The sequence below is a fragment of the Actinomadura scrupuli genome, assembly GCF_050971785.1.
GTDB classification, from domain to species: domain Bacteria; phylum Actinomycetota; class Actinomycetes; order Streptosporangiales; family Streptosporangiaceae; genus Actinomadura_E; species Actinomadura_E scrupuli.
This window is the reverse complement of sequence record NZ_JBPCCU010000004.1, coordinates 73232-99516: the sequence shown is the minus strand read 5'-3', so window position 1 is coordinate 99516 and position 26285 is coordinate 73232. Positions and strand designations below refer to the sequence as shown.

General features: G+C 71.7%; 21 protein-coding genes. 13 read left to right on the top strand and 8 right to left on the bottom strand.

From position 1 onward, the window contains the following. The first annotated feature begins 152 nt into the window (after positions 1–152). Complete coding sequence (locus ACRYCC_RS19705) at positions 153–2180, top strand: ABC transporter ATP-binding protein (RefSeq protein WP_433814089.1); 2028 nt, start codon at positions 153–155, stop codon at positions 2178–2180. 69 nt (positions 2181–2249) lie between these two features. Next, positions 2250–2537 carry a hypothetical protein gene (locus tag ACRYCC_RS19700; RefSeq protein ID WP_433814087.1) on the top strand — a complete coding sequence of 96 codons (288 nt, stop codon included), beginning with the start codon at positions 2250–2252 and terminating at the stop codon, positions 2535–2537. A 147-nt stretch (positions 2538–2684) separates the two neighbouring features. Here ACRYCC_RS19700 and ACRYCC_RS19695 read toward each other — a convergent pair whose 3' ends face one another. Further along, the gene (locus ACRYCC_RS19695; RefSeq protein WP_433814085.1) at positions 2685–6293 is read right to left on the bottom strand and encodes an AAA family ATPase; all 3609 of its coding nucleotides are present in this window, start codon (positions 6291–6293) and stop codon (positions 2685–2687) included. Between the two features lie 269 nt (positions 6294–6562). On the opposite strand from ACRYCC_RS19695, the gene ACRYCC_RS19690 reads away from it, so the two are divergent. Next, a complete protein-coding gene (locus ACRYCC_RS19690; protein ID WP_433814083.1) occupies positions 6563–6982 on the top strand; it encodes an STAS domain-containing protein in 420 nt (139 codons plus the stop codon). A gap of 192 nt (positions 6983–7174) precedes the next feature. On the opposite strand, the gene ACRYCC_RS19685 is transcribed toward ACRYCC_RS19690, so the two are convergent. From ACRYCC_RS19685 to ACRYCC_RS19665, 5 genes are all read right to left on the bottom strand, one after another. Then, positions 7175–7948, bottom strand: coding sequence for an SGNH/GDSL hydrolase family protein (locus tag ACRYCC_RS19685; RefSeq protein ID WP_433814081.1), 774 nt, complete (start codon positions 7946–7948; stop codon positions 7175–7177). A gap of 118 nt (positions 7949–8066) precedes the next feature. After that, on the bottom strand, positions 8067–8603 hold the full coding sequence (locus ACRYCC_RS19680; protein ID WP_433815019.1) for a GTP-binding protein: 537 nt from the start codon (positions 8601–8603) through the stop codon (positions 8067–8069). Between the two features lie 70 nt (positions 8604–8673). Beyond that, positions 8674–8982, bottom strand: coding sequence for a DUF742 domain-containing protein (locus ACRYCC_RS19675; RefSeq protein WP_433814079.1), 309 nt, complete (start codon positions 8980–8982; stop codon positions 8674–8676). A gap of 126 nt (positions 8983–9108) precedes the next feature. After that, positions 9109–9525, bottom strand: a complete 417-nt coding sequence (locus tag ACRYCC_RS19670) for a roadblock/LC7 domain-containing protein (RefSeq protein WP_433814077.1) — start codon at positions 9523–9525, stop codon at positions 9109–9111. Further along, positions 9522–12158 carry a sensor histidine kinase gene (locus ACRYCC_RS19665; protein ID WP_433814076.1) on the bottom strand — a complete coding sequence of 879 codons (2637 nt, stop codon included), beginning with the start codon at positions 12156–12158 and terminating at the stop codon, positions 9522–9524. The genes ACRYCC_RS19670 and ACRYCC_RS19665 overlap by 4 nt, the downstream gene beginning before the upstream one ends. 537 nt (positions 12159–12695) lie before the next feature. Between ACRYCC_RS19665 and ACRYCC_RS19660 the strand changes: the two genes are divergently transcribed. The 6 genes from ACRYCC_RS19660 to ACRYCC_RS19635 all read left to right on the top strand — a co-directional run bounded on the left by ACRYCC_RS19660 (position 12696) and on the right by ACRYCC_RS19635 (position 19139). Continuing rightward, the gene (locus ACRYCC_RS19660; RefSeq protein WP_433814074.1) at positions 12696–13679 is read left to right on the top strand and encodes an ABC transporter substrate-binding protein; all 984 of its coding nucleotides are present in this window, start codon (positions 12696–12698) and stop codon (positions 13677–13679) included. Continuing rightward, positions 13676–14452: an ABC transporter permease gene (locus ACRYCC_RS19655; RefSeq protein WP_433814072.1), complete on the top strand. Its 777-nt coding sequence runs from the start codon at positions 13676–13678 to the stop codon at positions 14450–14452. The genes ACRYCC_RS19660 and ACRYCC_RS19655 overlap by 4 nt, the downstream gene beginning before the upstream one ends. Next, complete coding sequence (locus ACRYCC_RS19650) at positions 14449–15261, top strand: ABC transporter permease (protein ID WP_433814070.1); 813 nt, start codon at positions 14449–14451, stop codon at positions 15259–15261. The genes ACRYCC_RS19655 and ACRYCC_RS19650 overlap by 4 nt, the downstream gene beginning before the upstream one ends. Before the next feature lie 34 nt (positions 15262–15295). Then, the gene (locus ACRYCC_RS19645) at positions 15296–16666 is read left to right on the top strand and encodes a flavin-dependent oxidoreductase (RefSeq protein ID WP_433814068.1); all 1371 of its coding nucleotides are present in this window, start codon (positions 15296–15298) and stop codon (positions 16664–16666) included. A 36-nt stretch (positions 16667–16702) separates the two neighbouring features. Then, positions 16703–17485: an ABC transporter ATP-binding protein gene (locus tag ACRYCC_RS19640; RefSeq protein ID WP_433814067.1), complete on the top strand. Its 783-nt coding sequence runs from the start codon at positions 16703–16705 to the stop codon at positions 17483–17485. A 106-nt stretch (positions 17486–17591) separates the two neighbouring features. Then, positions 17592–19139, top strand: coding sequence for an MptA/MptB family glycosyltransferase (locus tag ACRYCC_RS19635; protein ID WP_433814065.1), 1548 nt, complete (start codon positions 17592–17594; stop codon positions 19137–19139). Between the two features lie 68 nt (positions 19140–19207). Here the strand turns inward: ACRYCC_RS19635 and ACRYCC_RS19630 are convergent, their stop codons facing one another. After that, positions 19208–19333: a hypothetical protein gene (locus tag ACRYCC_RS19630; protein ID WP_433814063.1), complete on the bottom strand. Its 126-nt coding sequence runs from the start codon at positions 19331–19333 to the stop codon at positions 19208–19210. Here ACRYCC_RS19630 and ACRYCC_RS19625 point away from each other — a divergent pair. The 3 genes from ACRYCC_RS19625 (at position 19332) to ACRYCC_RS19615 (ending at position 24119) form a co-directional block, all read left to right on the top strand. Next, positions 19332–20168: an EamA family transporter gene (locus tag ACRYCC_RS19625; protein ID WP_433814061.1), complete on the top strand. Its 837-nt coding sequence runs from the start codon at positions 19332–19334 to the stop codon at positions 20166–20168. The genes ACRYCC_RS19630 and ACRYCC_RS19625 overlap by 2 nt on opposite strands. A 190-nt stretch (positions 20169–20358) precedes the next feature. Then, positions 20359–22440, top strand: coding sequence for a glycosyltransferase family protein (locus ACRYCC_RS19620; RefSeq protein ID WP_433814059.1), 2082 nt, complete (start codon positions 20359–20361; stop codon positions 22438–22440). Positions 22441–22697: 257 nt separating this feature from the next. Next, entirely contained in the window at positions 22698–24119 is a 1422-nt protein-coding gene (locus ACRYCC_RS19615; protein ID WP_433814058.1) for a glycosyltransferase family 39 protein, read from the top strand. A gap of 104 nt (positions 24120–24223) precedes the next feature. Here the strand turns inward: ACRYCC_RS19615 and ACRYCC_RS19610 are convergent, their stop codons facing one another. Continuing rightward, positions 24224–25615, bottom strand: coding sequence for a DUF222 domain-containing protein (locus tag ACRYCC_RS19610; protein ID WP_433814056.1), 1392 nt, complete (start codon positions 25613–25615; stop codon positions 24224–24226). A gap of 159 nt (positions 25616–25774) precedes the next feature. On the opposite strand from ACRYCC_RS19610, the gene ACRYCC_RS19605 reads away from it, so the two are divergent. Beyond that, positions 25775–26185: a DUF4259 domain-containing protein gene (locus ACRYCC_RS19605; protein WP_433814051.1), complete on the top strand. Its 411-nt coding sequence runs from the start codon at positions 25775–25777 to the stop codon at positions 26183–26185. The last annotated feature ends 100 nt before the right edge of the window (positions 26186–26285 follow it).

Below are 26285 nucleotides of genomic sequence, written 5' to 3'. Positions count from 1 at the left end.
GCAAACATAGACAACCCAGCCATGTCCGCGCGTCGCTCCCGTGCATGACGTCAAGCCTCACCTCGTAGCCACACTGTGTGAGATTTGCCCTAAAGCCCGTCCTCCTCGCGGTGCACACTGCTGGAGGGGGACACACGAACCGGAGGGTCCGCATGGGCATGCACGGGGGGCTGTTCAGCCGGTGGCGCCGCGGGCGCGCTCGCAACCGCACTCCGCAGGAGGTCGAAGGGCCGAAGCTCGCCGAGCACCGATGGACCGCCCGCACGGGTGAGCTCGCCGAGACCGGCGTGGTCACGGTGGCCCGCCGATTGCCCGCCCTGATCGGCCAGGCGCTGCGGCTGGCCTGGCAGGCCAGCCGGGCCGACACCGCCGTCACCCTCTCGCTCAACCTGCTGGCCGGGATCTTCACCGCCTTCGGCCTGCTCGCCACCACCGGGGTGCTGAACGCGCTGTTCGCCGCCGGCCCGACTCCGGACCGGGTCCGTGCATCGCTGCCGTCGCTCATCCTGGTCGGGGTGGCCACCGCCCTGCGAGCCGGTCTCCAGGCGGCCGCCGGATGGGCCCAGTCACGGCTCGAACCCCAGGTCGACCGGCTGGTCGAGATCCGGCTGTTCGAGCTCTGCACCGCGGTGGAGCTGACCGCGCTGGACGACTCCGACTTCCTCGACGGCATGCAACGGGCCGAGGGACGCGGCATGCAGGCCGCTCCCGGCATGGTCAGCTACACGATCGACGTGCTCACCGGCGCGGTCGGCATGGTGGCCGCCGCGGGCGCGCTGGGCGTGCTGCACCCCCTGCTGCTCCCGCTGCTGCTGGCCACCGCCCTCCCGGAGGGCTGGGCCTCGGTCCGGGCCGCCCGGCTGCGCTACATGACGATGCTCACCCTGGTCTCCACCAGGCGGCGCAAATGGATCCTGTCCGATCTGATGACCCAGCGCCGGCACGCCGCCGAGGTGCGGTCGTTCACGGTCCGCGACTTCCTGCTGGACCAGTACGTCCGGCTGGCCGCGCGCGTACGGGACGCCGAACTCGACGTCGCCCGCCGCCAGATGCTCGCCCGGCTCTCCGGGGACGTGCTCAAGGGCGTGGCGACGGCGATCGTCTACATCTCCCTCGGCCTCCTGCTGTGGCGCGGCCAGGTCCCCCTCGCCGTGGCGGGCACCGCCGTGCTGGCCATCCGGACCGGCCAGACCTCGCTGGCCAACCTCGTGTACGCCATCAACCGCTGCTACGAGGAGGGCCTGTACTTCAGCGACTATCTCGGCTTCTGCGCCGAGGCCGAACGCCGGCTGCCCAGGGGCGACGGCGCCACGCCGGTGGGCGACCGCACAGCACCGGTGGACGACGGCGCGCCGGGAGCCGAGCGGGTGGCCGTGCCCGAGCCGCGCACCGAACAGGCGCCCGGCGAGCCCGTCCCGGAGGGCTTCGAGCGGATCACCGTCGACGACGTCACCTTCACCTATCCGGGGGCCGAGACGCCGTCGCTGATCGGGGTGTCGGTGGAGATCCGGCGGGGCGAGGTCGTCGCCCTGGTGGGAGAGAACGGCTCCGGCAAGACCACGCTCGCCAAGATCCTCGCGGGCCTCTACGACCCCGAGGGCGGCGAGGTGCGCTGGGACGAGACCTCCCTGTGGCGGGTCGACCCCGACCAGCTCCGGCGGCGGATCGCGGTCATCGCCCAGGACCACACGCACTGGCCGATGACGGCCCGGCAGAACATCTCGATGGGCCGGCCCGGCAGCGACCACGCGATCGAGCAGGCCGCCGTCGCCGCCGGCGCCGACCAGGTCATCGACGACCTGGCGCACGGCTACGACACCCTGCTGGACCGCCGCTTCGACGGCGGCGCGGAGCTGTCCGGCGGGCAGTGGCAGCGCCTGGCGGTGGCCCGCGGCTTCTACCGGGACGCTCCCCTGCTCATCTGCGACGAGCCCACCGCCGCGCTGGACGCCCGTGCCGAGCACTCCCTCTTCGAGCGCATCCGGGCGCACGCGGACGGCCGTACGGTGCTGCTCATCACCCACCGGCTGGCCAGTGTCCGGCACGCCGACCGGATCTACGTCCTCGACCACGGCCGGGTGATCGAACAGGGCGACCACGGCACGCTGATGGAGCTGGACGGCCTGTACGCGGAGCTCTACACACTGCAGGCCTCGGCGTACGCCCACGTTCCGGACTGATCAGGCGGATGTTCCGGATCGGTCGGCCGGAGCGCCGAGCAGGGCAGGGCGTTGAGTAGGGTCGGGGGCATGGCCGATGTCGATGATCTGGACGCCCTCTCCGCCAAGGAGCTGCACGACCGCGCGATCAAGCTCGCCGTGCACCGGGGGGACGTGAAGTTCCTGTGGCGGCTGATGAGCGAGATCCCGGCGGCCCGCGCGGCGACCGGCGACCTCGAGCGCAGCAACGCCGACCTGCTGCACATCTCCTCGCTGCTCAGCGACTTCGCACTGGCCGGTGACGGCGAGGTCGCCGAAGCGCTGCGCCCGATCTACGCCGGTTACCTGACCGAGCACTCCCGGCATCCCACCGCCTGATCGGTGGCGGCGGCCGGTACGGCCCGCCGCCACCGCTTCAGCAACCCGTACGACCCTGTACGGCCCGCCCGTACGGCCCCGTCCGCCGGCCGTACGGCCGCGCACGGCCGGGCGCGCCGCGTCAGGCGCGGTACGGCCGGAGCCGGCTCACAGGTAATGGCCGAGGGCCTCGTCGGGGTCGGGCATGGGGCCGCCCGCGGGCAGGTCGGCCGGGCGCAGCATCCGGATCTCCTCGACCGGGACGGGGGTGTCCGCCGACATGATCCGCTGTGCCTGGAGGGCCACGGCCCGGTCCAGGACGTTGCGCATCAGCCGGGCGTTGCCGAACGACGGCCCGCGCGGCGTGGCGCGCAGCAGCGCCCTAACCGAGTCCAGCACCCCGTCGGCGACGGTGAACCCGGCCTCGGCGGCCATGATCTCGAAGATGGTGACGAGCTCGTCGTCGGTGTAGTCGGGAAAGCGCAGCAGGTGCGGGAACCGGGAGGCCAGACCTGGGTTGAACTCGCGGAACCGCTGCATCTCGCGCTCGTACCCGGCCACGATGACGACCAGGTCGGCTCGCTGCTCCTCCATCAGCTTGAGCAGCTCGGCCACGGCCTCGTGCCCGTAGTCGCGGGCCGAGTCGGGCGGGGTGAGCGCGTAGGCCTCGTCGATGAACAGCACTCCGCCGAGCGCCCGGTCCACCGCGGCCCGCACCTTGGGCGCGGTCTGGCCGACGTACTCCCCGACCAGGTCGGCCCGGCCCACCTCGACCAGGTGTCCCGACGACAGCAGGCCCAGCCGGGCGTAGACCGCGGCGATGAGCCGGGCCATGGTGGTCTTGGCCGTGCCGGGGTTGCCGGTGAAGACCATGTGCCGGGTGGGGGCGGCGATGGGGATCCCGGCGTCGCGCCGCAGCTGCTCGGCCTTGACCTCGTTGACCAGCAGCTTCACCTCGTGCTTGACGGCCTCCAGGCCGACCAGCCGGTCGATCTCGGCGATCGGGTCGCCGGGCAGCTCGACCCGGCCGGCGGAGGTGAGGGCGTCGGGGATGTCCTCGACCAGCAGCTCGGACAGCGACTCGTCCTCGTCGACGATCCCGTCCTCGAGCACCCGGCGGGCCTGCATGGAGACGGCCCGGTCGAGGAGATTGATCATGAGTCTGGCGTTGGCGAAGGCGTTGCCGCGCGGAACGGCGTGCACCAGGGCGCGCACCTTGGCGAGCACGCCGTCGGCCAGCGCGAACCCGCCGTCGGCGGCCTTGGCGGCGAAGATGCTCACCAGGTCGTCCTCGGCGAGGTCCGCGAAGCGCACCACCTTGGGGAAGAACGCGGCCAGCTCGACCTCGCCCTTGAGCAGCCCGTTGATCTCGGCGTCCGGCCCGGTCAGCACCACCATCAGGTCCTCCGGGTACTGCTGCAGGGCGCCGAGCAGGACGTCGATCGCCTCCCGGTCGCGCGGCGAGTCGGTGGCCTTCAGGGTGTGCGCGTCGTCGATCAGCAGCACCCCGCCCTGGGCTCGCTCCACGGCCCTGCGCACCCGGGGGCCGCTCTCGCTGGCGTACTCGCCGACGAGGTCGGCCCGGTCCACCTCGACCAGGTGTCCCGACGACAGCACCCCCAGGTCGGCGTAGATGCGGCCGAGGATGCCCGCCACCTTCGTCTTGCCGGTCCCGCGCCGGCCGGTGAAGACCAGGTGGCGCGGCCGGGAGGCGACGGCCATGCCCGCCTCACGGCGCAGCCGGGCCGCCTTGGCCTCCGCGATGAGCAGCGCCACCTCCCGCTTGACCCCTTCGATGCCCGCGCACGCCGCCAGCTCGGCCAGCGGGTCGGTGTCGCCGGCACCGCCCGGGACGAGCCGCTGCGGCAGGTCCGCGACGATCACCTCGGGCAGGTCGGGGGCGGCGCCGCGGGAGCGGGCGGCGATCAGGCACTGCGCGGCCAGGAAGTCGGCCAGCCGGGCGTTGCGCAGGTTGAGCAGCGGGGGCGTCCGGGCCAGCAGCACTCCGGCGGCCCGCGCGACGTCCTTGGCGACCACGCCGCCCCGTGCGGCGATCATGCGCTGGAACAGCTCGGTGTAGTCGTCCTCGCCGAACTCGCGGGTCCGGGTGACCTGGAAGCCCTGCACCAGCGCCGGGTTGGCCTCGAAGAGGCGTTCCTGGCCGCCGGGCCGGCAGAGCGCGACCACGTGCAGCCGCGCGTTGCGGGCCATCAGGCGGCGCAGTTCCTCGGTCAGGGCGGGCCCGCAGCGGTCGGTGCCGAACAGCTTGTCGAGGTCGTCCACGACCAGCAGCAGCTTGCCGTCGACGCACTCGCGCACCCGCGCCTGGAACCAGAGCACGGCATCACTGACATGCAGGTTGGGGAACACCTGATCGGAGATCCACAGCGAGTCCCGGACCGTGCCCCGGTCCATGAGCGCCTGTTCGAGCAGCGCCACCGCGGTGCCCTTGCCGGTGCCCTCCGGTCCGGAGATGAGCAGCCGTACGGGCCGGTCCTGGGTGCCGAGGGCGGTACGGACCGCCGCGGCCAGCTCGGGCTGCCCGATCAGGGCGTCCGCCGGGCCCGGCGGCACCGCCGGATCGCGCCCCGCGGCCTGCTCCCCCGCCCCGGCGGTGCCGGCGCCGGACTCCGTGCCGGCGTCGGCACCGGTCTCGGCATCGGCCGAGGGGCGGGGCGAGCCGAACCGGGCCACCAGCGGGTTGACCACCGTGCGGCGCTGGAACAGCCTGCGCAGGTCGAGCTGGAACGCCCGGATCGGTATGCGGTGCTTCGGCGTGCTCAGGATGTCGGGCAGTCCCTGCACCGCTCCGGTGACGCGGAGCGCCATGTCCAGCCAGGCGCGGCAGGCGTCCGCCTCACCGGCGACCAGCCCGCGCGCCAGCCAGCCGCGGACGTCGTTCTGCCAGGTCTCGACCGCGTACGACGCGCGCAGCGCCCGCACCCGCTCCTGTACGGTCTCGTACCGCGCCAGCCCGAGGGTCACGGCCAGCTCGGCGGGGAGCACGGGCAGCTCGGCCTGCAGCATCAGCCGGGCCAGTGCCACGTCGATCGGGTCGCCGTCACCGGTGGCGGCGACCAGGCGCTCGTGCGCGGCGGTGAAGCCCGCGCACGCCCATTCCAGGTAGCCCAGCGCGCCGCTCAGCTCCGGCAGCACCTCCAGGGCCGGCTCGCCCGCGCCCGCCGCCCACAGCGTCTCCAGCTCGCCTACGGGCGCGGTCAGGTCCTGCTCGTGCAGCTCCGGATCGGCGGCCCGCAGCTCGTGCATCCCGAGCAGGGCCCGGCGCCGCTCCTCCAGCGGCTCAAGGCCCTCGAAGACCTCCAGGCACTCACGCGCCAGCTCCAGCATCACGGCCCGGCGCTCGCGATCGTCGCCCGCCGCCTCCGGCAGCCACATCCCCGGGGGCCGCAACCGGCCGCTCTGGGTGAAGAACGCCAGCGGGTCGCGCACCGCCGGCTCCGGCTTGGCCAGGAGGTCGGCGAGCAGCTCGTAGTCGACGTCCCCCCGCGAGCCCGCCCGGATGGACCCCGCGCCCAGCAGGAAGGTCAGCAGCGACCACATCTCCGCGCCCAGCACCGAGGTCGAGTCCGCGTAGAACGGGTTGGCCGCCCGGGTGAGCACGGCCGCCCTCGGGTCGCGGTCGAACGCCATCGCCCGTTCCCGCATCGCCTCGTACAGCCCGTCCGGAACCCGCCACGGGCCACGCGAGTAGACGTCCAGCACGGGTTCTTCGGTCAGCAGCATCTCGAGATGCTCCGGCAGCCGCGGCGCGCTCACCTGACAGCCCTTCGGGTCGGGGGGTTTCCTACGGGGAGATTCCATTGTCCGGCAAAACTCTAGGGGGCGCGGAGTGACGGGGCACCTCGCGTCCGGTGACGGCGGCTCCGGGCCGGCCCCCGCACGCCGTCGCATGCCCCGGCCTGCCCTGGCATACCGCCTTTCAAGCGATCTTTCAGACGCCCTTTCGCGCGATTTAGGGCAGAGAGCAACCGGTTTGTGGTCGTCCAGCGGTTGGCAGAAGTGGCTTCCTGCCGGATAGTTGATCCTTGAAAAGTCAATCGCCTGGGTCGTACGCCCAGACGTGGATCTTCATCGACCCGGAGGAGGAATCCCCGGTGCAGTACCTTCACGTATCCACCCGCTCGCAGCACGGCCACACGGTCGTCGACCTGCGTGGCGACCTTGATATCGCCAGCGTGGACGACCTGCGCGGGCAGCTTCGCTCGGTCCGCCAGACCCACGGGGACCACCTGATCCTCGATCTCACCGACCTGGATTTCATGGACTCCCAGGGCCTGTCCGTCCTCATCGGCTGCCACAAGGCCGTCTCGGCGGCGGGCGGAAGTCTCGCCCTCGTCGCCCCCAGGCCCATCGTGAAACGCACCCTGGAGATCACCGGCCTGAACCGCCGCTTCGCGATCTTCAACACCGTGGCGGAGGCCTCCGGCCAGCCCGCCGGCGCCTGACCCCGTCTCCCACCGGCCCGGCTCCGGCCGTCCGGGGCGTTCTCCGCCGTGCGCGGCGAGCGCCCGGGACGGCCGGAGCCGTTCTCCCGTGGTTCTCCCAGAATCGTTCTGTCCGGAGCCGCTCTCCTCGGAGCCGCGCTGTCCGGAGACGCGCTGCCCGGCCCGAGACCGCGTCCCAGGGCAGCGGCATGCTCAGGGCAGCGGCAGCAGGTCCGGCCTCTTGGGATGGCGGCCGTCGCCGGAGGACCGGCCCCGCACCCTGCGCTGGACCCACGGCAGCAGGTAGGTCCGGGCCCAGTGCAGATCCTCCCGGCGCAGCGTCAGCCAGTCGATCCGCTCGGCGGGCGGCCAGGGCTCGCGCCAGTCGTCGGTGACGGGCACGTCCAGCACCTGGCAGACCCGCAGCGCCAGCCGCCGGTGGCCCTCGGGCGAGAGGTGCAGGCGGTCCGCGCTCCAGGCCCGCGGGTCGTGCAGCGCGCCCTTGGGCCACAGGTCGACGACCCGGCAGCCGCGCCGGTCGGCGATGGCCCGCAGGTGCATGTTGTAGGTCGCCGCCTGGCCGCGGAACCGCTTGCCCCGGCCCAGGCCGCGCGGGTCGAAGCCGGTGAAGATCACCACCTCGGAGCCGGTGGCCCGCAGCCTGCGCACCGCGTCGTCGAACAGCACCGCCAGCGCGTCCGGGTCAGCGCCCGGACGGATCATGTCGTTGCCGCCACCGCAGATGGTGATCAGGTCGGGCCGCAGCTCGACGGCGCGCGGCACCTGGTCTGCCACGATCTGGTGCAGCAGCTTGCCGCGCACCGCCAGGTTCGCGTACCGCAGTCCCGGCCGGTTCGCCGCGAGATGCTCGGCCACCCGGTCGGCCCACCCGCGGTACTCACCGCGGGGGTCTCCCTCGGCGTACGGGTCGTCCATCCCCTCCGAGAAGCTGTCCCCGATCGCCACGTACGTGTTGATGTCATCCACTGAAACCCCAGAAACGGACTCGTGTTCAGTCACGTCTCACAATCATGCATTCTGCATGCATCCCTACGCGACCGTAGGGTATGCCGCTATGCCCGGCAGAGGCCGGCCGGGGCGGGAATCAGCGCATCGCCCCCAGATGAGCGCGCATCGCGTACTCCACGAGTGTGATGAGCGTCGCCTTGGTGGACTCCCGGGCACGGGCGTCGCACATGACGATCGGCACCTGCGGGCGGATGGCGAGCGCCTCCCGGATCTCCTCGGCGGCGTACCTGAACTCCCCGTGGAAGCCGTTGATCCCGACGACGAAGGGGATCCTGGACTCCTCGAAGTAGTCGACGGCGGCGAAGGAGTCCTCCAGCCGCCGGGTGTCGACCAGCACGACCGCGCCGATGGCCCCGCGGATCAGGTCGTCCCACATGAACCAGAAGCGGTGCTGTCCCGGCGTGCCGAACAGATAGAGGATCAGGTCGCTGTCGAGCGTGAGCCGGCCGAAGTCCATCGCGACCGTGGTCGTCGTCTTGTCCGGCACCGCCGTCAGGTCGTCGATGCCCGCGCTGGCCGCCGTCATGACCGCTTCGGTCGTGAGCGGCATGATCTCCGAGACCGACCCGACGAAGGTCGTCTTGCCGACGCCGAAGCCACCTCCGACGATGATCTTTACAGAGGTGAGCGCCGGACCCGGAGTGGTCGCGGGCGGTCCCCCCGACTGGGGGCTCGAAGCAAACTCAGAGCTTGCGAAGTCCACTGAGAACCCTTTCCAGCAGTCCTATGTCGGGCTGCCCGTCCACCGGGTTGGTCTGATGTAGGCGCAACAACCCCTCGTGCGCCATGTCGGCGATGAGGACTCGGGTGACGCCGAGCGGCAGCCGCAGCAGCGAGGAGATCTCCGCCACCGAGCGCCACTCCCTGCTCATGCCGATGATCGCCTTGTATTCGGGGGTGAGCGTCGACAGATCACGCGGGGGGTACGGAACGGCCGAGCACATCGCCTCGATCGCGATCTCGTTCCGGGGCCGGGTCCGCCCCCCGGTCATCGTGTACGGGCGTACCAGGAAGTTCCGTTCTCCTGACTCCGGTACGGCCTGACCGGAAGACGGGTCACGACGCGGCGCGCCATCGTGCTCCACCAGCGATGCCTCCCTCTACAATCCGCCCGTCGCTCAACGCGGCGGACCGGCGCCCAGTTCGGTCCGCAGGGCAGGGGTGAGTACTCGGCCGACGCGCTCCACCAGGAGGGTCATCTCGTAGGCCACCAGCCCGAGATCACACTCCGGCGAGGCCAGCACGGCGAAGACCGAGCCGCCCCGGACCGCCATCACCAGCAACAACCCGCGTTCCATCTCGACGACGGTCTGGCTGACCCCGCCCGCGTCGAAGATCTGTGCCGCTCCGTGCGTCAGGCTGGTGAGTCCTGAGGCGATGGCCGACAGCTGATCGGCACGGTCGGGCGGGAAGCCGTGGGAAAACGCCAGTGGGAGCCCGTCGGAGGACACCACTACCGCGTGCGCGACGTTGATGACCCGTTCGACGAAGTTCGTCACCAGCCAATTGAGATCCTGCCGGCTCGGCTCGCTCACACCGTGTCTCCTGTCTCTTCTCGTGGCTGGCCGCCATCTGCCTGAGTCTGAGCCCGCCCTCGGTTCACTCCTCGCTGCAACCCGGAGAACCTCGCGCGTACCGTCTCGGCCGAGGCCGGCGGTGCGGCCTGCGGGGGCGGACTCTGCGGGATGGATCCGGGCACCCGGTTCTTGCCCGGCACCCGCTTGGGCAGGCCGGAGGAGGTGTGTCCGCCGGCGACCGGCTGGCGGACCGCCTCGGCGGCCTGCCTGCCCTCGTCACCGGGCGACATCCACGACCCCTGAGCCGGGGTCTCCGGGATCTCACTGGGCTTGCGCCGCTGGAACCACTCCGACTCCATCGCCTCGAAGATCGGCGACCGCTCGGCGCGCCGGGACGCGGCCGCGGGGTCGGGAGGTCCCCAGCCCACCCCGGGCTCGGCGGCCTGAGCCGCCTCCCACGGAGGTGCCGCACCCGAGGGTGCCGGTCTCGACGGTGCCGGCCGCGAGGGTGCCTGCGGCGGCTGCGCCTGCTGAGACTGTGCCTGCTGAGGCTGGGCCTGTGGGGGCTGTGCCTGCGGAGGCTGCGAGGCCGGGCGGTTGGGAGGCGGCGTCTTCGGCTCGGAGGAGACGATGGGCTGCGGGCGGTGCGCCGGCGGCACAAAGGGTCCCCGGGGCGGGGTCTCCTGTGCGAACACCTGGCGCGTCGGGTGGTGCGGTGCCGGATCGGCCATCTCGCGGGGCGGGATCGCCCGCATCGGCCGCGCCATGTGGACGGGTCCCGCCGGCTGCGGCACCGCGGCGACGGGCGCCGCGATGGGCCGTGCCGCGGGTACGGATCGCCCGGGCGACACCGGCGTGGCCTCGTCGAACCTGCGCGGGGAGATCGACTGCGTGTCGCCGACCGCGATGGCCTGGGCCGGCAGCAGGGCGAAGGCGGTGAGCCCGCCCGAGAGCGCGGCGCGCAGCTCGACCCGGATGCCGTGCCGGGCGGCCAGCCGGCCGACCACGAACAGTCCCATGCGGCGGGCCGCCGAGACGTCGATGACGGGCGGGTTGGCCAGCCGCCAGTTGGCCGCCTGGAGCTCCTCGGAGGACATGCCCACCCCGTTGTCGGTGATCTGGAGCATAGCGCCGCCGCCGCTCAGCAGATGACCGGAGATGGTGACCTTGGTGTGCTCCGGCGAGAACACCGTCGCGTTCTCGACCAGCTCCGCGACGAGGTGCACCAGGTCGTTGACCACCGGGCCGCCGACCGCCACCTCGCCCTGGATCCGCAGGCCGACCCGCTCGTACTGCTCGACCTCCGACAGGGAGGCGCGCACCACGTCGATCAGCGGTACGGGCTGATTCCACCGGCGCACCTGGTCCTGGCCGCCGAGAACGAGCAGGTTCTCACAGTTGCGGCGCATGCGGGTGGCGAGGTGGTCGAGCCGGAAGAGGCTCGCCAGCCGGTCGTCGTCACGCTCACCCTGCTCCAGCTCGTCGATCAGGCGGAGCTGGCGTTCGATCAGCGACTGGCTGCGGCGGGAGAGGTTGACGAACATCGCGTTGATGTTGCCGCGCAGCACCGCCTCGTTGGCGGCCAGCCGTACGGCCTCGCGGTGCACCTCGTCGAAGGCCCGCGCCACTTCACCGATCTCGTCGGTGGAGGCGACGTCGATGGGATCGATCTCGATGCCGTCGGAGGCCACGTCGGGATCGCGCAGCCGGTCCACCAGACCGGGCAGCCGGTTGCTCGCCACGTCGAGCGCGCCGGTCCGCAGCCGGCGCAGCGGCCGCACCAGCGAGCGCGCCACGACCAGGGTCACCAGGAGGACAAGGAAGATGACCAGGAAGAGGAGCACACCGCCGATCAACGCGGCCTGGCGGGCGTCGGACTTCAGCGTGTCGCTCCGCGAGATGATCGCGTCGCTCAGCTGCCTCTCGGCGGTGCGCATCTTGTTGACCGTCGCGGCCGTGGAGGTCGACCACTGCACCGCGTCGTCGGCGGTCAGCGGGGCGACGGACAGCGTCTTGGATTCGCTCGCGAGACTGACGATCCGCTGCCGCAGGGTCTCCCCGAGGTCGATGTCGGAACCGCTCACCGTGTCCTCGAAGAACTGGCGCTGACTCGGGGTCGCCGCCGTCTGGAACGCGAGGATCTCGGTGTCCCGCTGAGCACGGGCCGCCTGGACCGCCTGGAGCTCGGTGGGTTCGAACCGGCCCGCGATCAGTACCGCGTGCAGGAATGCGCCCTCTCGCGAGGCCCGGTCCTTGGCCAGCGCCAGCGCCGCCTCGGCACGTGTCGTCGCCGACAGCACCGGGTCGAGGATGCCGTCGGCGACATCGTCGTTGAGGTCCAGCAGGGCCTGGATGAGCTCGGAGTACTTCTCGATACCGGCCTGCGGCGACAGCCAGGTCTGGGTCGTGACCGAGCGGAGGGCCTTCAGCCCGTCCAGCCGGTTCACGATGTCACGCACCTTGAGCCGCACGGCGGCCGAATAAGAGGAGTCGATCCCGGCCGCCGCGGCCCGGACCGTGGCGACGGCGTCGTTGACGGTCGCCTGCTGCTCCCTCATCTGCGCACCGACCCGCGAGGAGCGCCCGCGGGGATCGGGGTTGGTCGCGGCGTAGGCCGCGGACCGGTCCCGCTCGGTCTCCAGCTCGTGCACGAGGCCGTTCGTCTTTCCCGCCAGCTCGGCAAGCTGTTCGACACGCTGATAAACGGTCGCATCACTCACTGCCGAAGAAACGCGCAATGCCGCCAGCGACGCCGCCACCAGCGTGGGAACCGCGATGAGCGCGACAAGACGGGCCGCCACTCGCCAATTACGCAGGCCGAATCGCCGCCGTCGTGAATTGCGCGGAACGTCGTCGGAAGTGAGCGTCGGCGATGATTGGACCGGCTGCAGGTCACTCTCCATGGCTGTTCTCACTGCCCTCCGTTAACCCTCCACCAATGACCACAGACAGTGACCAAAGCGCTTCAACGTGCTCATATACCCCTTGTCCCAGGCGTCGGTATTGGAGCACACCACACACTAATGAGCCAACCCAATCAGGGAGATCCACCCTTTATTGCCTAGACATCCAGGTTTCAGGGGCTTTTGGGCGTTTTGTCCTGATTTTTCAAACATGCTGATTACGCTACGCTCCTCACTTCGCTGCCACTCAGGGACTTCCCTTCCCCTATATCCCAAGGAGTGTCCATGAGGTTTCCCCGCCTCCATCGAGCCTCGATCGCGGGCCTCGCGGCCCTCACCGCCATAGCGCTCACCGCAACGGCTTGCGGTGACGACGGCGGTTCCAAGAAATCGTCCTCGGGTCTGGAAAAGACCGAACTCAACGTCGGCATGCTCCCCGTGGCCGACGCCGCCCAGCTCAAGATCGCCATCGACCGCGGGCTGTTCAAGGCCCAGGGCCTCACCGTCAAGCCGCAGATCCTGCAGGGTGGGGCCGAGTCGGTCCCCAAGCTGAAGAGCGGGAACCTCGACTTCTCGTTCGGCGCCTACGTGCCCTTCTTCATGGCGCAGGCGGCCGGGGCCATCAATCTCCGCATCGTGGCCGACGCGTTCCAGTCCGCACCCGGAACCCACGTCATCCTGGTGGCCAAGGACTCCCCGATCCACTCCATCAAGGACCTGGCCGGTAAGAAGGTCGCAGTCAACGTCAAGCACAACCTCAGCTCGCTGATGGTGCAGGCCACCCTCCAGCCGAGCGGGATCAAGCTCGACGACGACAAGAACTTCGTCCCGGTGCCGTTCCCCCAGATGGAGGCGGCGCTGAAGAACCACAGCGTCGACGCCGTACAGGCCGTGGAGCCGTTCAACACCCAGCTGCAGAAGTCGATCGGGGCCCGCCTGATCACTGACCTGAGTCAGGGCCCGACGGTCAACTTCCCGGTCGCCGGCTTCGCCACGACGGACGAGTTCGCCAAGAAGAACCCGAAGACGGTCGCCGCCTTCCAGCGGGCCATCGCCGCGGCTCAGGCGCTGATCGCCGACCGTAAGGTCCTGGAGCAGGTCGTCCCGACCTACACCAAGATCGATGCCGCCACGGCGGCGACGCTGCACTACGGCGCCTACCCGACGTCGCTGAGCACCACCCGGCTCCAGCGGGTCGCCGACATCATGCAGCAGTACCAGTACCTCACCAAGCCCTTCGACGTGAAGCCGCTGGTGAGCACTGGATGAGATCCACCCGTGCCGTTCGCGGCGCGATCGGGATCATCGGGGCGGTCGCCGTCGCCGAGCTGGCCTCCCGGGTCGGCTTCGGTGACGCGACCGCCCTGCCCCCTGTCTCGACCGTGCTGATGCGTACCGGCGGCCTCCTCGGCGACACCGAATTCCTCGGCGACGTCGCCGCCACCCTCACCGCGTGGGCCGGCGGCATCCTGCTGGCGATCGCGCTGGCGGTCCCCGCCGGCCTGGGCCTCGGTTCGATCCCCTGGCTCGGAAACGCCAGCCGGGCGGTCGTGGAGTTCCTGCGGCCCATCCCGTCGGTGGCGCTGATCCCGCTCGCATTGATCATTTTCGCCTCGACCACGAACGCCAAGATCGCTCTGGTCACCTACGCGGCCGTCTGGCCCATTCTCGTCAACACGCTGTACGCCCTGCGCGACGTGGACCCCGTCGCCAAGGAGGCACTGCGCAGCTTCGGGTTCGGCTCGCTGTCGGTGCTGTGGCGGGTCACGCTGCCGAGCGCGGCCCCCTTCGTCGCCACCGGCGTCCGCGTCGCCACCTCGGTGGGTCTCATCGTCGTGATCAGCGCCGAGCTGTTCTCCGGCGGTGAGAGCGGGCTGGGCGCCTATCTCCTGAGCACCCAGAGCTCCGGTGGCCACACCGACCTGCTGCTCGCCGGAGCGGTCTGGGCCGGGCTGCTGGGCCTGGCCGTCAACGCGTTCCTGGTCTGGGCCGAGCGCCGGGCGTTCCGCTGGCACACCGCACGGACGGAGTCCCGGACATGACCCTGCGGCCCGTGTGGCGCTCCCTCACCCGGATCTCGGCACGCGGCTGGCTGGCCGTACTGCTCATCGTGGTCTGGGAGTTCGCCGCGCACGACGCCTCCGAGAGCTACTACCCGCCACCATCGAAGATCCTCTCGGCGATGCGGGACCTGTGGTTCTCCGGCCCGGCCTCCCACCTGTTCCTCAGTTCCAAGGCGTTCGACGACTTCGTCCCCAGCCTCAGCCACCTGTTCACCGGCTGGCTGCTCGCCTCCGTCGTGGGCATCGTGCTGGGCGTCGCGCTGGGGCGATCCCGTACCGCCTCCGACTACGTGGACCCGCTGCTGCAGCTCGGCCGCGCGATGCCCCCGCCCACGCTGATCCCCTTCTTCATCATCGTGTTCCATCTGGGCGCGACGATGCAGGTGGCCACGATCGTGTTCGGCGTGGTGTGGCCGGTCCTGCTGAACACCATCGACGGTGCCCGCTCGGTCGACCAGCTTCAGCTGGACACGGCGGAGGTCTTCGGCATCACAGGATGGCAACGGTTGTGGAGGGTGATCCTGCCCGCCGCGGCGCCCAAGATATTCGCCGGACTGCGGGTCAGCCTGTCGTTCGCCGTCATCCTCATGGTCGTCTCGGAACTGATCGGTGGCACCACCGGGATCGGCGCCGAGCTCCTCAGCGCCCAGCGCACCTTCGCGCTGCCGGAGATGTGGGCGGGCATCGTGCTGCTCGGCATCCTGGGCTACCTCCTCAACGAGGCCTTCCTGCTCGTCGAGGGCCGGCTGCTGGCGTGGCACGCCGGCGCCCGCAGGCTCGAGACCTGACGCGCGATGGCCCGACTTCTGGAAGGACGTGCTGTTGCCTGACGTTCTCATCGCCGGCGCCGGCATCGGCGGCCTGACCGCGGCCCTGAGCCTGCACCAGGCGGGACTGAGCGCCGTGGTGGTGGACTCCGCCGAGCGGCTCCGCCCGATCGGGGTGGGCATCAACCTCCTCCCGCACGCCGTACGGGAGCTGACCGAGCTGGGGCTCGGCGAGGAACTCGAGGCGATCGGGATCCCCACCTCGACGTTCGCGCACTTCGACCGGTTCGGCAACCGCATCTGGAGCGAACCGCGAGGGCTCGCGCTGGGATACCGGTGGCCGCAGTACTCGGTGCACCGCGGCGAGCTGCAGATGCTGCTGCTCGACACCGTGCGCGCCCGGCTCGGTGAGGACGCCGTACGGGCGGGGCTGGCCGTCGAGGACTTCACCGACCCGAGCGGCGACCCCGTCGGCGCGCGGTCCGTACCGGGGCCGGGCACCGGCGAGGTGCGGGTACGGCTGCGGCGGCGGGACGACGGGCAGACCGTCGTCATCACCGCCGGGGCCCTGGTGGGCGCCGACGGCATCAACTCGGCGGTACGGGCCCGGCTGCATCCCGGCGAGGGCCCTCCGCTGTGGAACGGTGTGCGCATGTGGCGGGGGGTCGCCGAGACCGCACCGTTCCTGGACGGCCGGACCCAGGTGGTCGCGGGCAGCAACGTCCTGGCCAAGTTCGTCGCCTACCCGATCTCCCAGCGGCTCGACGCCCAGGGCTGGGCACTGGTGAACTGGGTGGCCGAGGTGCGGGTGTCGGACGACGCCCGCACCGAGACCGCCGACTGGAACCGGCACGGCCGCCTCGACGAGGTGCTTCCGCACTTCGCCGACTGGCGGTTCGGCTGGCTGGACGTGCCCGCCCTGATCACCGAGACCGCCGAGATCCTGGAATACCCGATGGTCGACCGGGACCCGCTGCCGTGGTGGGGCCGCGGCCGGGTCAACCTGCTGGGCGACGCCGCGCATCCGATGTACCCGATCGGGTCCAACGGCGGCTCCCAGGCGATCATCGACGCCCGGGTCCTTGCGTACGAGCTCGCCAGGGCCGGCGACCTCGGCGAGGGCCTGGCGAGATACGAGGCCGCCCGCCGGGAGACCACGAACGCGATCGTGCTGGCCTGCCGCGACATGCCGGCCGACCGGGTCCTGCACACCGTGGCCGAGCGCGCGCCGCACGGGTTCGGCCGGATCGAGGACGTGCTGTCGGCCGACGAGCTCGCGACCATCGACGGCTCCTACCTCAAGACGACCGGGATCGACGCCCAGCGGCTGAACGCCCGTCCGTCCTGGAGCGCCCTGTCGGCCTCCTCGGCCACCACCTCCTCAGCCACCACCACGTCAGCCACCACACCGGAGAGCAACTCATGAACATCCGCATTACGAGCCGTGGACGAGATGACGGTCATGCTTGAGATCACAGGACTGGGACATTCCTACGGCGGTCACCCCGTGCTCGACGGGGTCGGCCTGAAGGTGGCCGAGGGGCAGCTGGTCAGCATCGTCGGGCCTTCCGGCTGCGGCAAGTCCACCCTGCTGCGCTGCATCGCCGGGCTGCTACGGCCCACCACCGGGCAGGTCGTGCTCAACGGCCGGCCGGTCGCCGGCGTGCCGGACGACCTGGCGGTGGTCTTCCAGGACTACAGCCGTTCGCTGCTGCCGTGGCTCACCGTCCGCGACAACGTCGCGCTCCCGCTGCGCCGCCGGGGCCTGGACCGTGCCGCCCGGTACGCCGCCGCCACGACCGCGCTGGCCGAGGTCGGGCTCGAAGGCGCCGACGGCAAGCACCCGTGGCAGCTGTCCGGCGGCATGCAGCAGCGGGTCGCCATCGCGCGGGCCCTGGCCTACCGGCCGGCGCTGCTGTTGATGGACGAGCCGTTCGGCTCGGTCGACGCCCAGACCCGCGAGGATCTGGAGGACCTGCTGCTGCGGGTACGGGCCGACCACCAGATGACCATCCTGCTCGTCACCCACGACATCGACGAGAGCGTCTACGTCGGCGACCGGGTCGCGGTGCTCAGCCGCTCCCCCGGCCGGATCCACGCCGACCTGCCGGTCCACCTGCCCGCCCCGCGGGACCAGATCGCCACCCGCGAGCACCCCGACTTCGTCCGGCTCCGTGCCGAGGTCGGCCGCCTGGTCCGCAACGTGCCCGCCCCGGCCCAGTCCCAGGCCCCGCACCGGACCTGACCCGCCGCCCGGTCGGGCCCTGTCCCACGACGGGGCCCAGCCGGGCATCGCGCGCCGTTCGCCTCCCCGTCCCCGATCGTTCACCGGCCGCCCATAGCGTCACCGGATGATCTCCGCACGCCTGCGTGGCTGGACCGTCGCGGCGGGAGCGGCCGGAAGCGTTCTCCTGGTCGCCCTGGTGGGGTTGAGCGGCCCTTCGGCCGCCGAGCCGTACATCGGCCCGCCCACCCCGGCGCCGCCCTGGTTCCGTCCGGTCCACCTGCCGGACCCGGCGGTCACCGTGATGCTGTGGACGGCGGCGGTCCTGGGGTGCGCCGCGGTGGTGGTGGGCCTGCGGCTGGTGCGGGCCGGGCGGCCGCCCAGTCCGGCCCGGCTGGTGGCCGGCGGCGCGCTCGCCGTCGCGGTGCTGGTCGTCGTGCCGCCGGTCGGCTCGACCGACCTCATGGACTACGCCGCCTACGGGCGGATCACCGACACGGGCCACAGCCCGTACACCACGACGCCCTACCGGCTGGCCCGGTCCGGCGACCCCGTCGCCCGGCTGTCCTCGCACGCCTGGCGGCACAAGACGTCGGTGTACGGACCCGCGGGGACGGCCGCCCAGTGGCTGGCGTCCCGGGCGGCCGGCGCGTCCGCCGCCCGTACGGTGTGGTGGCTGAAGCTGGAGAACGCGCTGGCGTTCCTCGTGGTGGCCCTGGCCCTGGACCGGTTGACGGCCGCGAACCGGGCGCGCCGGGCGCGGGCGCACCTGCTCTGGACGCTCAATCCGCTGATGCTGTGGGCCGTCGTCGCCGGCGGCCACATCGACGGCCTGTCGGCGGCGCTCGCGGTGGCGGGACTGTGGGCGCTGCGCGCGGCCGGGCGCAGACCTCTGGCCGCCGGGTTCTGCGGAGGGCTCCTGCTGGGCGCCGCGACCGCGGTGAAGGCACCGTTCGCGCTGCTGGCCGCCGGGGGCGCGTGGTCGTGGCGGCGCTCCCCCCGGACCCTTCTCATGGGAGCGGCCGGCATGCTCCTGGCGATAGTCCCCGGCTACCTGCTGGCCGGCGGCACGGCGATCGAGTCGGTGGTCGACCGGGGGCGGCGGATGTCCCGGTCGTCGCCGTGGCATCTGGGCTCCGAACTGGCCGGCGGCAGGCCCCCGGCCTGGGTGGTCACCTGGGGGGCTCTCCTCCTCGCCCTGGCCCTGGCCGCGGTGTTCGCCCGGGGGTTGCCGGCGGAACCCCCGGAGGTGCCGGGAGTACGCCTCGCACTCGCGTTCAGCCTGGCCTGGCTGATCAGCAGCCAGGTCTACTACCCGTGGTACGAGACGATGGTCTTCTCCCTGCTGGCCCTCATGCCCGCCTCCCGCGCGGACGTCCTGCTCGTCGTACGCGGCGGGATCGCGGCCCTGGGCAACATCCCCGGAGTCTCCGACCGGCTCCGTCCGGCCTGGCTGGACGGCCTGGTCACGCACGGCGTCCTGCCCTACCTGGTGCCGTCCGGCCTGCTGGCCGTGGGGCTGGCTCTCGTCGTGATGGCCGCGCGGAGGACCTGGACGCCCGACCTGCCCGGCCCGTCCGTCCTCGGCGCGCCCGGCCCGTCCGGCTCTGGTGCGCCCGGCACCGGCCCGTCCGGAGTGAACAGCCATGGGAGCCGTGCCGGCGCCCGAAGCTGACATCCAGGCGATGCGGGGCCGGCAGCGGCAGGGACACCGCCAACCCGCCGTGGTGGCGGGCGAAGAACTCACATCCCGGCGCGCCGGCTCGGGGCGGCGGCGAGCACCAGCGCCGGAGTGAGCCGCTCGCCGACCACGTCGACCGGCAGCGACGTACTCTGACCACGCAGCTCCCGCACCGGAAGGGAACTCATGCTTGCGATCACGCTGGCGCTGGGAGCAGCCCTGGGCTGGGGAGTCTCGGATTTCCTCGGCGGGTTGAAGGGCCGCTCGGTGCCGCTCGTCCTCGTGCTGCTGATCTCGCAGGCGACCGCCCTCGGTCTGCTCACGGTCATCGTCCTCATCCGTGGTGCCGGCCCCCCGGACACCGAATCCCTCATCTGGGCGGTCGTGGCAGGGCTCAGCGAGGTGGTGGGCATCGCCGCCCTCTACCGCGGGCTGGCCATCGGGACGATGAGCATCGTCGCACCGGCAGCGGCCACCGCTCCCATCGTCCCGCTCGTGGTGGGCCTGCTGGCCGCCCAGGTCCCCGGACCCCTCCAGACCGCCGGCATCACCCTCGCCATCATCGGCATCGTCATCACCGCCAGGCGACCCGGCACCGCCACCGCGCCCCAAGTAGGCCCCAGCATCGTCTACGGGCTGCTCGCCGCGCTCGGCTTCGGGCTCTTCTTCACGGCCATGGACACCGCCAGCGACGGCGACATCGGCTGGGCCCTGCTCCTGGCCCGCCTCGCTTCGGTGGCCGTGATGGCGACCGTCGCCCTGGTACGGCGGCCCGGACCGGCGGTCCGCAGAACCGAGCTTCCCACGATCGCCGTGATCGGCGCGCTCATCGTCGCGGCCGACTCGATGTACGCCACCGCCTCGACACTGGGCCTGCTCGGCATCGTCGCCGTACTCGCCTCCCTCCACACCATCGTCACCATCGCCCTCGCCCGGATCGTCCTGAAGGAACACCTCCACCTGCTCCAGCGATTCGGCGTGGCCATCACGCTCACCGCGATCGTGGCCATCTCCGCCGGCTGAGAGATGGCGCCCCTGTCACCGCCTCGTGGGAGCCCGCCTCCGGCACTGGAGCGCCCGGCACTGCCCGTCCGGAGTGAACAGCCATGGGAGGCCTGGTGAACGGTCGTCGACACCCGGCCTCACCGGCCCGTCCACGACCTAGCGTGGTCTGTTTCCGGGGCGAGCCCCGTACGACGGAAGCGGGGCTGGGATGACCGACGGTTCGGCCGACCTCGAGCGTGAGCGGGCCCGGGGCCACCGGCTGGCCGCCGAGAACGCGCTCCTGCGGCGGCGGCTGGACGAGGCGGCCACCAGGGCGACCCGGCGGGACCGGCGGATCGAGCACCTCACCGCCCGGCTCGCCGAGGCCACCACCCGGGCGGACGACCTCGCCGAGCAGGCCGCCGAGCAGCGTTACCGGCGCGACCTCACCGCCTGGGAGCTGGAGTCGGTGCGGGCGGGCCGCTGGCACCGCCTTGGCGAGGCGCTGAGCACGGCCAGGGCGGGCCGGGCACGGGGCGTCCTCGCGTCGCCGCGCATGATCCGCCGGGCGCTGCGGGGGCGCTCCCGGCCCGCGGCGCCGCGCCGTACCGAGACCGTGCGGTCCGCCCCGATCGGGCCGGCGGACACGACCGTGACCGAGGCACCGGCCGTGGTCCCGCCGGAGGGCCCGGTCGGCCGCCCGGATCTCACCGTCGCGGGCATCCTGGGCGACCTCACCCGGACGGCCCTGCGGTACGAGTGGCGCCAGCTGTGCGACTTCGGGCCCGAAGACTGGCGGGACGTACTCGGGCAGGACCATCCTGACCTGCTGTTCGTCGAGTCGGGCCGCGACGACGGCCGCTGGGCGAACCACCTGGTCGGCCCGGAGGCACCCGGCCAGGAGCTTCGCGACCTGATCGGCTGGTGCCGCGAGCACGCCGTACCCACCGTGTTCTGGCATCACGACCAGGACGTCGACGCCTTCACCGGGACGGCACGGCTGTTCGACCAGGTGTTCACCGCCGACGCCGGAGCGGTGTCCCGCTGGCGTACGGTCCTCGGCCACGACCGGGTCCAGGCACTGGGGCACGCCGTGCAGCCGCGCCTGCACCACCCCGTCCGGATTCCCGAACAGGGGATGGACGACGTCGTCTTCGCCGGGGAACCCGCCGAGGGGCTGGCGACGGTGGTCCGGCCCGCGCTGCGCTTCGGGGTGCACCTCTACGGCGAGGCCGGGTCCGCGTCGGCGTTCCCGAAGCCGTACCTGCCGCACGTGGTCGGCACCCTGCCGTACGACGCCCTGCTCGCCGCGCAGAAGCGATACAAGATCGCACTCACCACCGCGGACGCACCCGCCGGGCGGGCCCTCGAACTGGCGGCCTCGGGGATCCCCGTGCTGTCCGGCCCGGATCCGGCCGTCACGGAGGCGTTCGGCGGCCTGCTGCCCACCGTGACCACGGCCGGCGAGACCGCCGCCCTGCTGCGCACGCTGCTGGACAGCCCCGAGCTACGCGACCGGCAGGCCCATCTGGCGATGCGGAAGGTGTTCGCCGAGCACACCTACGCTCGCCGGGTGGACACCGTGCTGAACACCGTGGGTCTTCCCGTCCACGGCCGTACGCCACCGATCTCGGTCGTGATGCCGACCTGCCGCCCCGGGCAGATAGCCCACTCCATCGAGCAGGTCGCCCGGCAGTTGTGGCGGCCGCTCCAGCTCGTCCTGGTCCTGCACGGCCTGGACCTCGACGCGGAGGTGATCGCCGACAAGGCCCGGGGAGCCGGCATCGACGACGTCGTCGTGCTGATCGCCGATCGTGCGCTCTCCCTCGGGGCCTGCCTCAACCTCGGACTGGACGCGGCGGACGGCGAGCTGATCGGCAAGATGGACGACGACGAACTCTACGGGCCGCACTACCTGTCGGACCTGATGACGGCGTTCGGCTACACCGAGGCCGAGGTCACCGGCAAGCTCGCGCACTACGTCCACCTGCGTTCCACCGGCGCCACCGTGCTGCGCTGCGCCGACCAGGAGCACCGCTACGTCAACGTACTGCGCGGCGGGGCCTTCCTGGCCCGGGGCGATCTGCTGCGCGGGTACCGTTTCGAGGACGTCTCCCGCGGCGAGGACACCCGGCTCTTCCGCGCCCTCGAAGCCGACGGCGTCAAGTGCTACTCGGCCGACCGGTACTCCTTCGTCACCATGCGCAGCGCCGACCCGGCAGACCACACCTGGCAGGTCACCGACCGCGACCTGATGCGCGACGCCACCCTGGCCTTCTACGGCCCGCCCGCCGACCACGTACTCCTGTGACGTCCTCCCGTCCCGGGACGGCCTCCGCCATGCCGCACCTTCCACACGCCGACCCGCCACCCTCCAACCCGCCACCCTCCAACCCGGCGCCGTCCATGTCATACATTCCGCCACCCGATCCGCCGCCGGACCCGGCACCGTCGGACCCGGCACCGTCGAACCGCACACCGCCGGAGTCCGCGCCGCCGGGATCGAACTCGCCCGGAAAGAACCCGCCCCGAACGGACCGTGCGTCCCGGTCACGTGAGCGTGCGATCGTGGCCCTGCCCGCGCTGGTGACCTTCGCGGTGGCCCTCTGGAAGATCGACGGACCGTCCTACTGGCGGGACGAGTCGGTCAGCGTGGTGCTCGGGCACGGGTCCTTCGCGCAGCTCCGCGACTTCCTGCGCGACGCCGACGCCGTACACGGGCTCTACTACCTGTTCCTGCACGCGGTGACCCTCTTCGGAACCGGGGAGACCGTGACCCGGCTGCCCTCGGCCGTGGGCGCGGCACTGGCGGCGGGCGGGATCGCGGTACTCGGCCGCCGCTGGCACTCACCCGCCGCGGGCCTGTACGGCGGGCTCGTCTACGCCCTGCTGCCGATCGTGAGTCGCTACGCCCAGGAGGCCCGGCAGTACACACTGGTCAGCGCGGGTGCCGTACTGACCACGTACCTGCTGGTGCGGGCTCTGGAACAGCCCCGCCTCCGGTGGTTCGGCTGGTACGGAACCGCGGTGGCCCTGCTCGGCTGGCTGCACCTCTACTCGTTGTTCCTGCTCTCGGCCCACGCCGTGACCCTGCTGATCGTCATCAGGCTGATCGTCCCCAGGCGGCGGGGGCTCCGCCCGCTGTCCGGCTGGATCGTCGCGGTCACGGGCGCGCTGGCGGCCGTCGTCCCCCTGGTACTGATCGCCCGGGCACAGGCGGCCCAGGTCTCCTGGCTGGAGCGGCCCGGCCCCTCCGTGGTGCTGGACTTGGGCACGCTCGTCACCGGCGGCGAGCCGGCTCTGCTGATCGTGACGGCACTGGCCATGGCGGGCGTCGCAGCCCTGGTCCGCGCGGGCGGATCGGGCGCGGCCGTCGCGGTGCCGTGGCTGGTCATGCCCCTCGCCACGGCGTTCGCCGTCTCCCAGGTCCATCCGGTCTACCACCCGCGCTACGTCCTGTACTGCGTGTGCGCGTTCGCCCTGCTCGCGGGAGCGGGGCTCGCCGCCCTCGCCGGTGCCCTCCCGGACCGGCTGCGCCACGCCCGCCCGGTGGCCGCCCTGGCCGTGCTGGCACTGCTGGCCGTACTGGTGGCCCCGGTCCAGTCGGACATCCGCGAGCCGGGCAGCCGCCCGGACGACCTGCGCTCCTTCGCCCACGTGCTCCGGCGGCAGGGCCGCCCCGGCGACGCGGTGCTGTACATCCCGGCGTACCGCGCCGCCTTCGTGACCGTGTACGCCGACGCCTTCCGCAACCTCGACGTCCAGGCCTTCCAGCGGCACGGGACCGATCTGTCCCCGGAGCCCTTCCGCACGGCACTCGGCGCGCACCGGCGCATCTGGGTCGTCGAGATCCCGCCGCCGCACAGCGCCTACCGCACCCCGGCGCCGCTGGCCAACCTGGCGGCCGTGCGCGCGGACCGCCGGTTCGCCCACGCCGGCCACTGGACGTTCGGCAGCATACGTCTGACCCTGCTGACCCGGAGGCCGTAGCGGCTCCGGGTGCCCGAACCGTCCACCCGGGCCCGGTCCCGGTGCCCAGCAGCGGAAACGCTCGGCTCCGAGACGACCTTGCCGGTTTCGAAGGCGGCTTCGGCTCACGGAGCGCCTGGTTGCCGGTGGTCGCCTGTGATCAGGCGCGGGGACGGGCCCGTGGTCCGTCGGGTGCTCCAGGGCGGGAGGATCTTCAGGACGATGCGGCCTCGATCGTCCCTGGTCTGGGCGACCTGGTCCTGGTGGCCCTCGATCCACCTGTTGTGCCATCCGCACAGTGGGGCGAGCCGGTCGATGTCGGTGGGAGCACCGAGTTTCCAGCCTCCGTCGAGGTGATGGATCTCGCACAGGTGAGCGGGTATCCGGCAGCCGACGATGCTGCAGGTCTCGTATTGGGCGAGCAGGACACGGCGCTGCGCGGACGTGGCGAATCGTGTGGTGCGTCCCAGATAGAGGGGTATGCCGTTCCGGCCGAGGATCAGGCTGCTGACGCCCCCATTGAGTGCGAGACGGCAAGCGTCACCGGGTGAAATCGGAGTGCCGTCCAGTAGCCGTGCCGGTCTTCGCCGGCCCGTGGAAGGACTGGTCGTGCCCCGTACACCCGGCACACCGGTGTGCCCTGGCCCATCGCCGTCCCTCGCCCTGTCGGCCTCATTCCGGCTGCTAAGGGCCTCGCGGGCCTCTTCGGCATCAGAGCCGACGTCAGTGCCCGCCCCGGAACTGGACGCGGCCTCACTGCCGGTGCCCGTGCCCGTGCCCGTGCCCGTGCTGGTGCTGGTGCCGGTGCCGGTGCTGGTACCGGTGTCCGTGCCGGCGCGTGGGGCGTGGGTGAAGGGGCCGGGGTCGCCGGTGGCCGCCGCATAGGCGGCCAGATCGATGATGACGGTCACTCCCGCACCACGGTTGCCTTCGGTGATGACGGAGAACAGGGCGTCAGCGGTGCGCTGGGCGAGGTCACGGTCGTCACCCCGGGCCCGGGGCCTGGCGAGGGGCCCGATGATCTGGTCGAAGGCGGCGGTGTGCTCGGGATCGCACCAGCCCTTGAACCACGACCCGCCGTCCAGCGACTTCGACCTCGTCATCCAGGAGCGGGCGAACCCCCGCTTGGAGTCAGCGGGCTCGGGCTCCCTGCCCAGCCGTTCGCCGACCAGGTCGGTGATCCTCTCTCCTGCCTTGGCGACCTGGGTGACGGTGCACCCGTCCTCGACCATGCCCAGCAGGATGTCCTCGGCCACCTGAGCGTCGGCGTCGTCCAGCCGGGAACTCGCGGAGCAGATGGAGGAGGCGAACCCGAACGACAGTCCACGGCCTGACAGCAGTTTCCGCACCCGCTCCAGCCGGGGCAACTGCCGCGCCACCGTCACCCGCTCGGCGGCCCTCCGGTGCAGCATGCCCCTCCGCTCCCGCAGCCACGACGCCACCGACGGGAACCCGAAATGACCGTGGGCGTCCACCCTTGGAAGAACATCTGTCTCACCAGCCACACGATCGAACATATGAGCGACTAAGTTCCATCTACGCGGCTACATACAGCACCACATCGCCTACCTAAAGTGGTCGACGATGAAGGTGCGTCGACTCCCCCGACCCGCGATCTGCCCTCGCACCGGAGCAGTAGTGTGATCGCGATTCATACCGGCTCACGGAGGTGCGCGTTGGGCGCCTGGGACTACGGCCCCTTTGACAACGACGGTGCGATGGACCTCTTCGGTGAGCTCGTGACCGGCTCGGCGGCCGACCGGGAGCGTCGCCTGGTCAGCGCCATGCAGGAGGTCGTGGGGTCCGACGAGTACGTGGAGAACCCGGAGGTCCAGGCGGCGGTCGCCGCCGCCGCGCTGATCGCCGTATGTCTGGAGGAGAGCCTGCCGCTCCCCAGCTACCGGGAGGAATGGCTCGCACAGCCCCTGGAGATCACTCCGGAGCTCCGCGAACTGGCGGCGCGTACGTTCGCGCGGGCCTTCTCCGCGACGGACAACGAGTGGTACGACCTGTGGGACGAGGCCGGAGCGCTCGACAAGGTGGAGGCGATCCTCGAGCCTTATCGCCGAGCCGTCTCGGCCACCTGAACCCTCCCGTAGCAAGACCCGCGAACCAGCGGAACGGCCGGCGAGCGGACCAACGGAACGAGCCGACCAGCGAACCGGCGCCGACCACGGCACACAACAG

Bases quoted from the DNA above. Each gene is read 5' to 3' on its own strand.
- ACRYCC_RS19675 (WP_433814079.1), bottom strand. From the start codon at position 8,982: ATGACCGGGGGGCGGACCCGGCCCCGGAACGAGATCGCGATCGAGGCG.
- ACRYCC_RS19655 (WP_433814072.1), top strand. From the start codon at position 13,676: ATGAGATCCACCCGTGCCGTTCGCGGCGCGATCGGGATCATCGGGGCG.
- ACRYCC_RS19640 (WP_433814067.1), top strand. From the start codon at position 16,703: ATGCTTGAGATCACAGGACTGGGACATTCCTACGGCGGTCACCCCGTG.
- ACRYCC_RS19650 (WP_433814070.1), top strand. From the start codon at position 14,449: ATGACCCTGCGGCCCGTGTGGCGCTCCCTCACCCGGATCTCGGCACGC.
- ACRYCC_RS19625 (WP_433814061.1), top strand. From the start codon at position 19,332: ATGCTTGCGATCACGCTGGCGCTGGGAGCAGCCCTGGGCTGGGGAGTC.
- ACRYCC_RS19660 (WP_433814074.1), top strand. From the start codon at position 12,696: ATGAGGTTTCCCCGCCTCCATCGAGCCTCGATCGCGGGCCTCGCGGCC.
- ACRYCC_RS19635 (WP_433814065.1), top strand. From the start codon at position 17,592: ATGATCTCCGCACGCCTGCGTGGCTGGACCGTCGCGGCGGGAGCGGCC.
- ACRYCC_RS19610 (WP_433814056.1), bottom strand. From the start codon at position 25,615: ATGTTCGATCGTGTGGCTGGTGAGACAGATGTTCTTCCAAGGGTGGAC.
- ACRYCC_RS19630 (WP_433814063.1), bottom strand. From the start codon at position 19,333: ATGAGTTCCCTTCCGGTGCGGGAGCTGCGTGGTCAGAGTACGTCGCTG.
- ACRYCC_RS19700 (WP_433814087.1), top strand. From the start codon at position 2,250: ATGGCCGATGTCGATGATCTGGACGCCCTCTCCGCCAAGGAGCTGCAC.
- ACRYCC_RS19620 (WP_433814059.1), top strand. From the start codon at position 20,359: ATGACCGACGGTTCGGCCGACCTCGAGCGTGAGCGGGCCCGGGGCCAC.
- ACRYCC_RS19705 (WP_433814089.1), top strand. From the start codon at position 153: ATGGGCATGCACGGGGGGCTGTTCAGCCGGTGGCGCCGCGGGCGCGCT.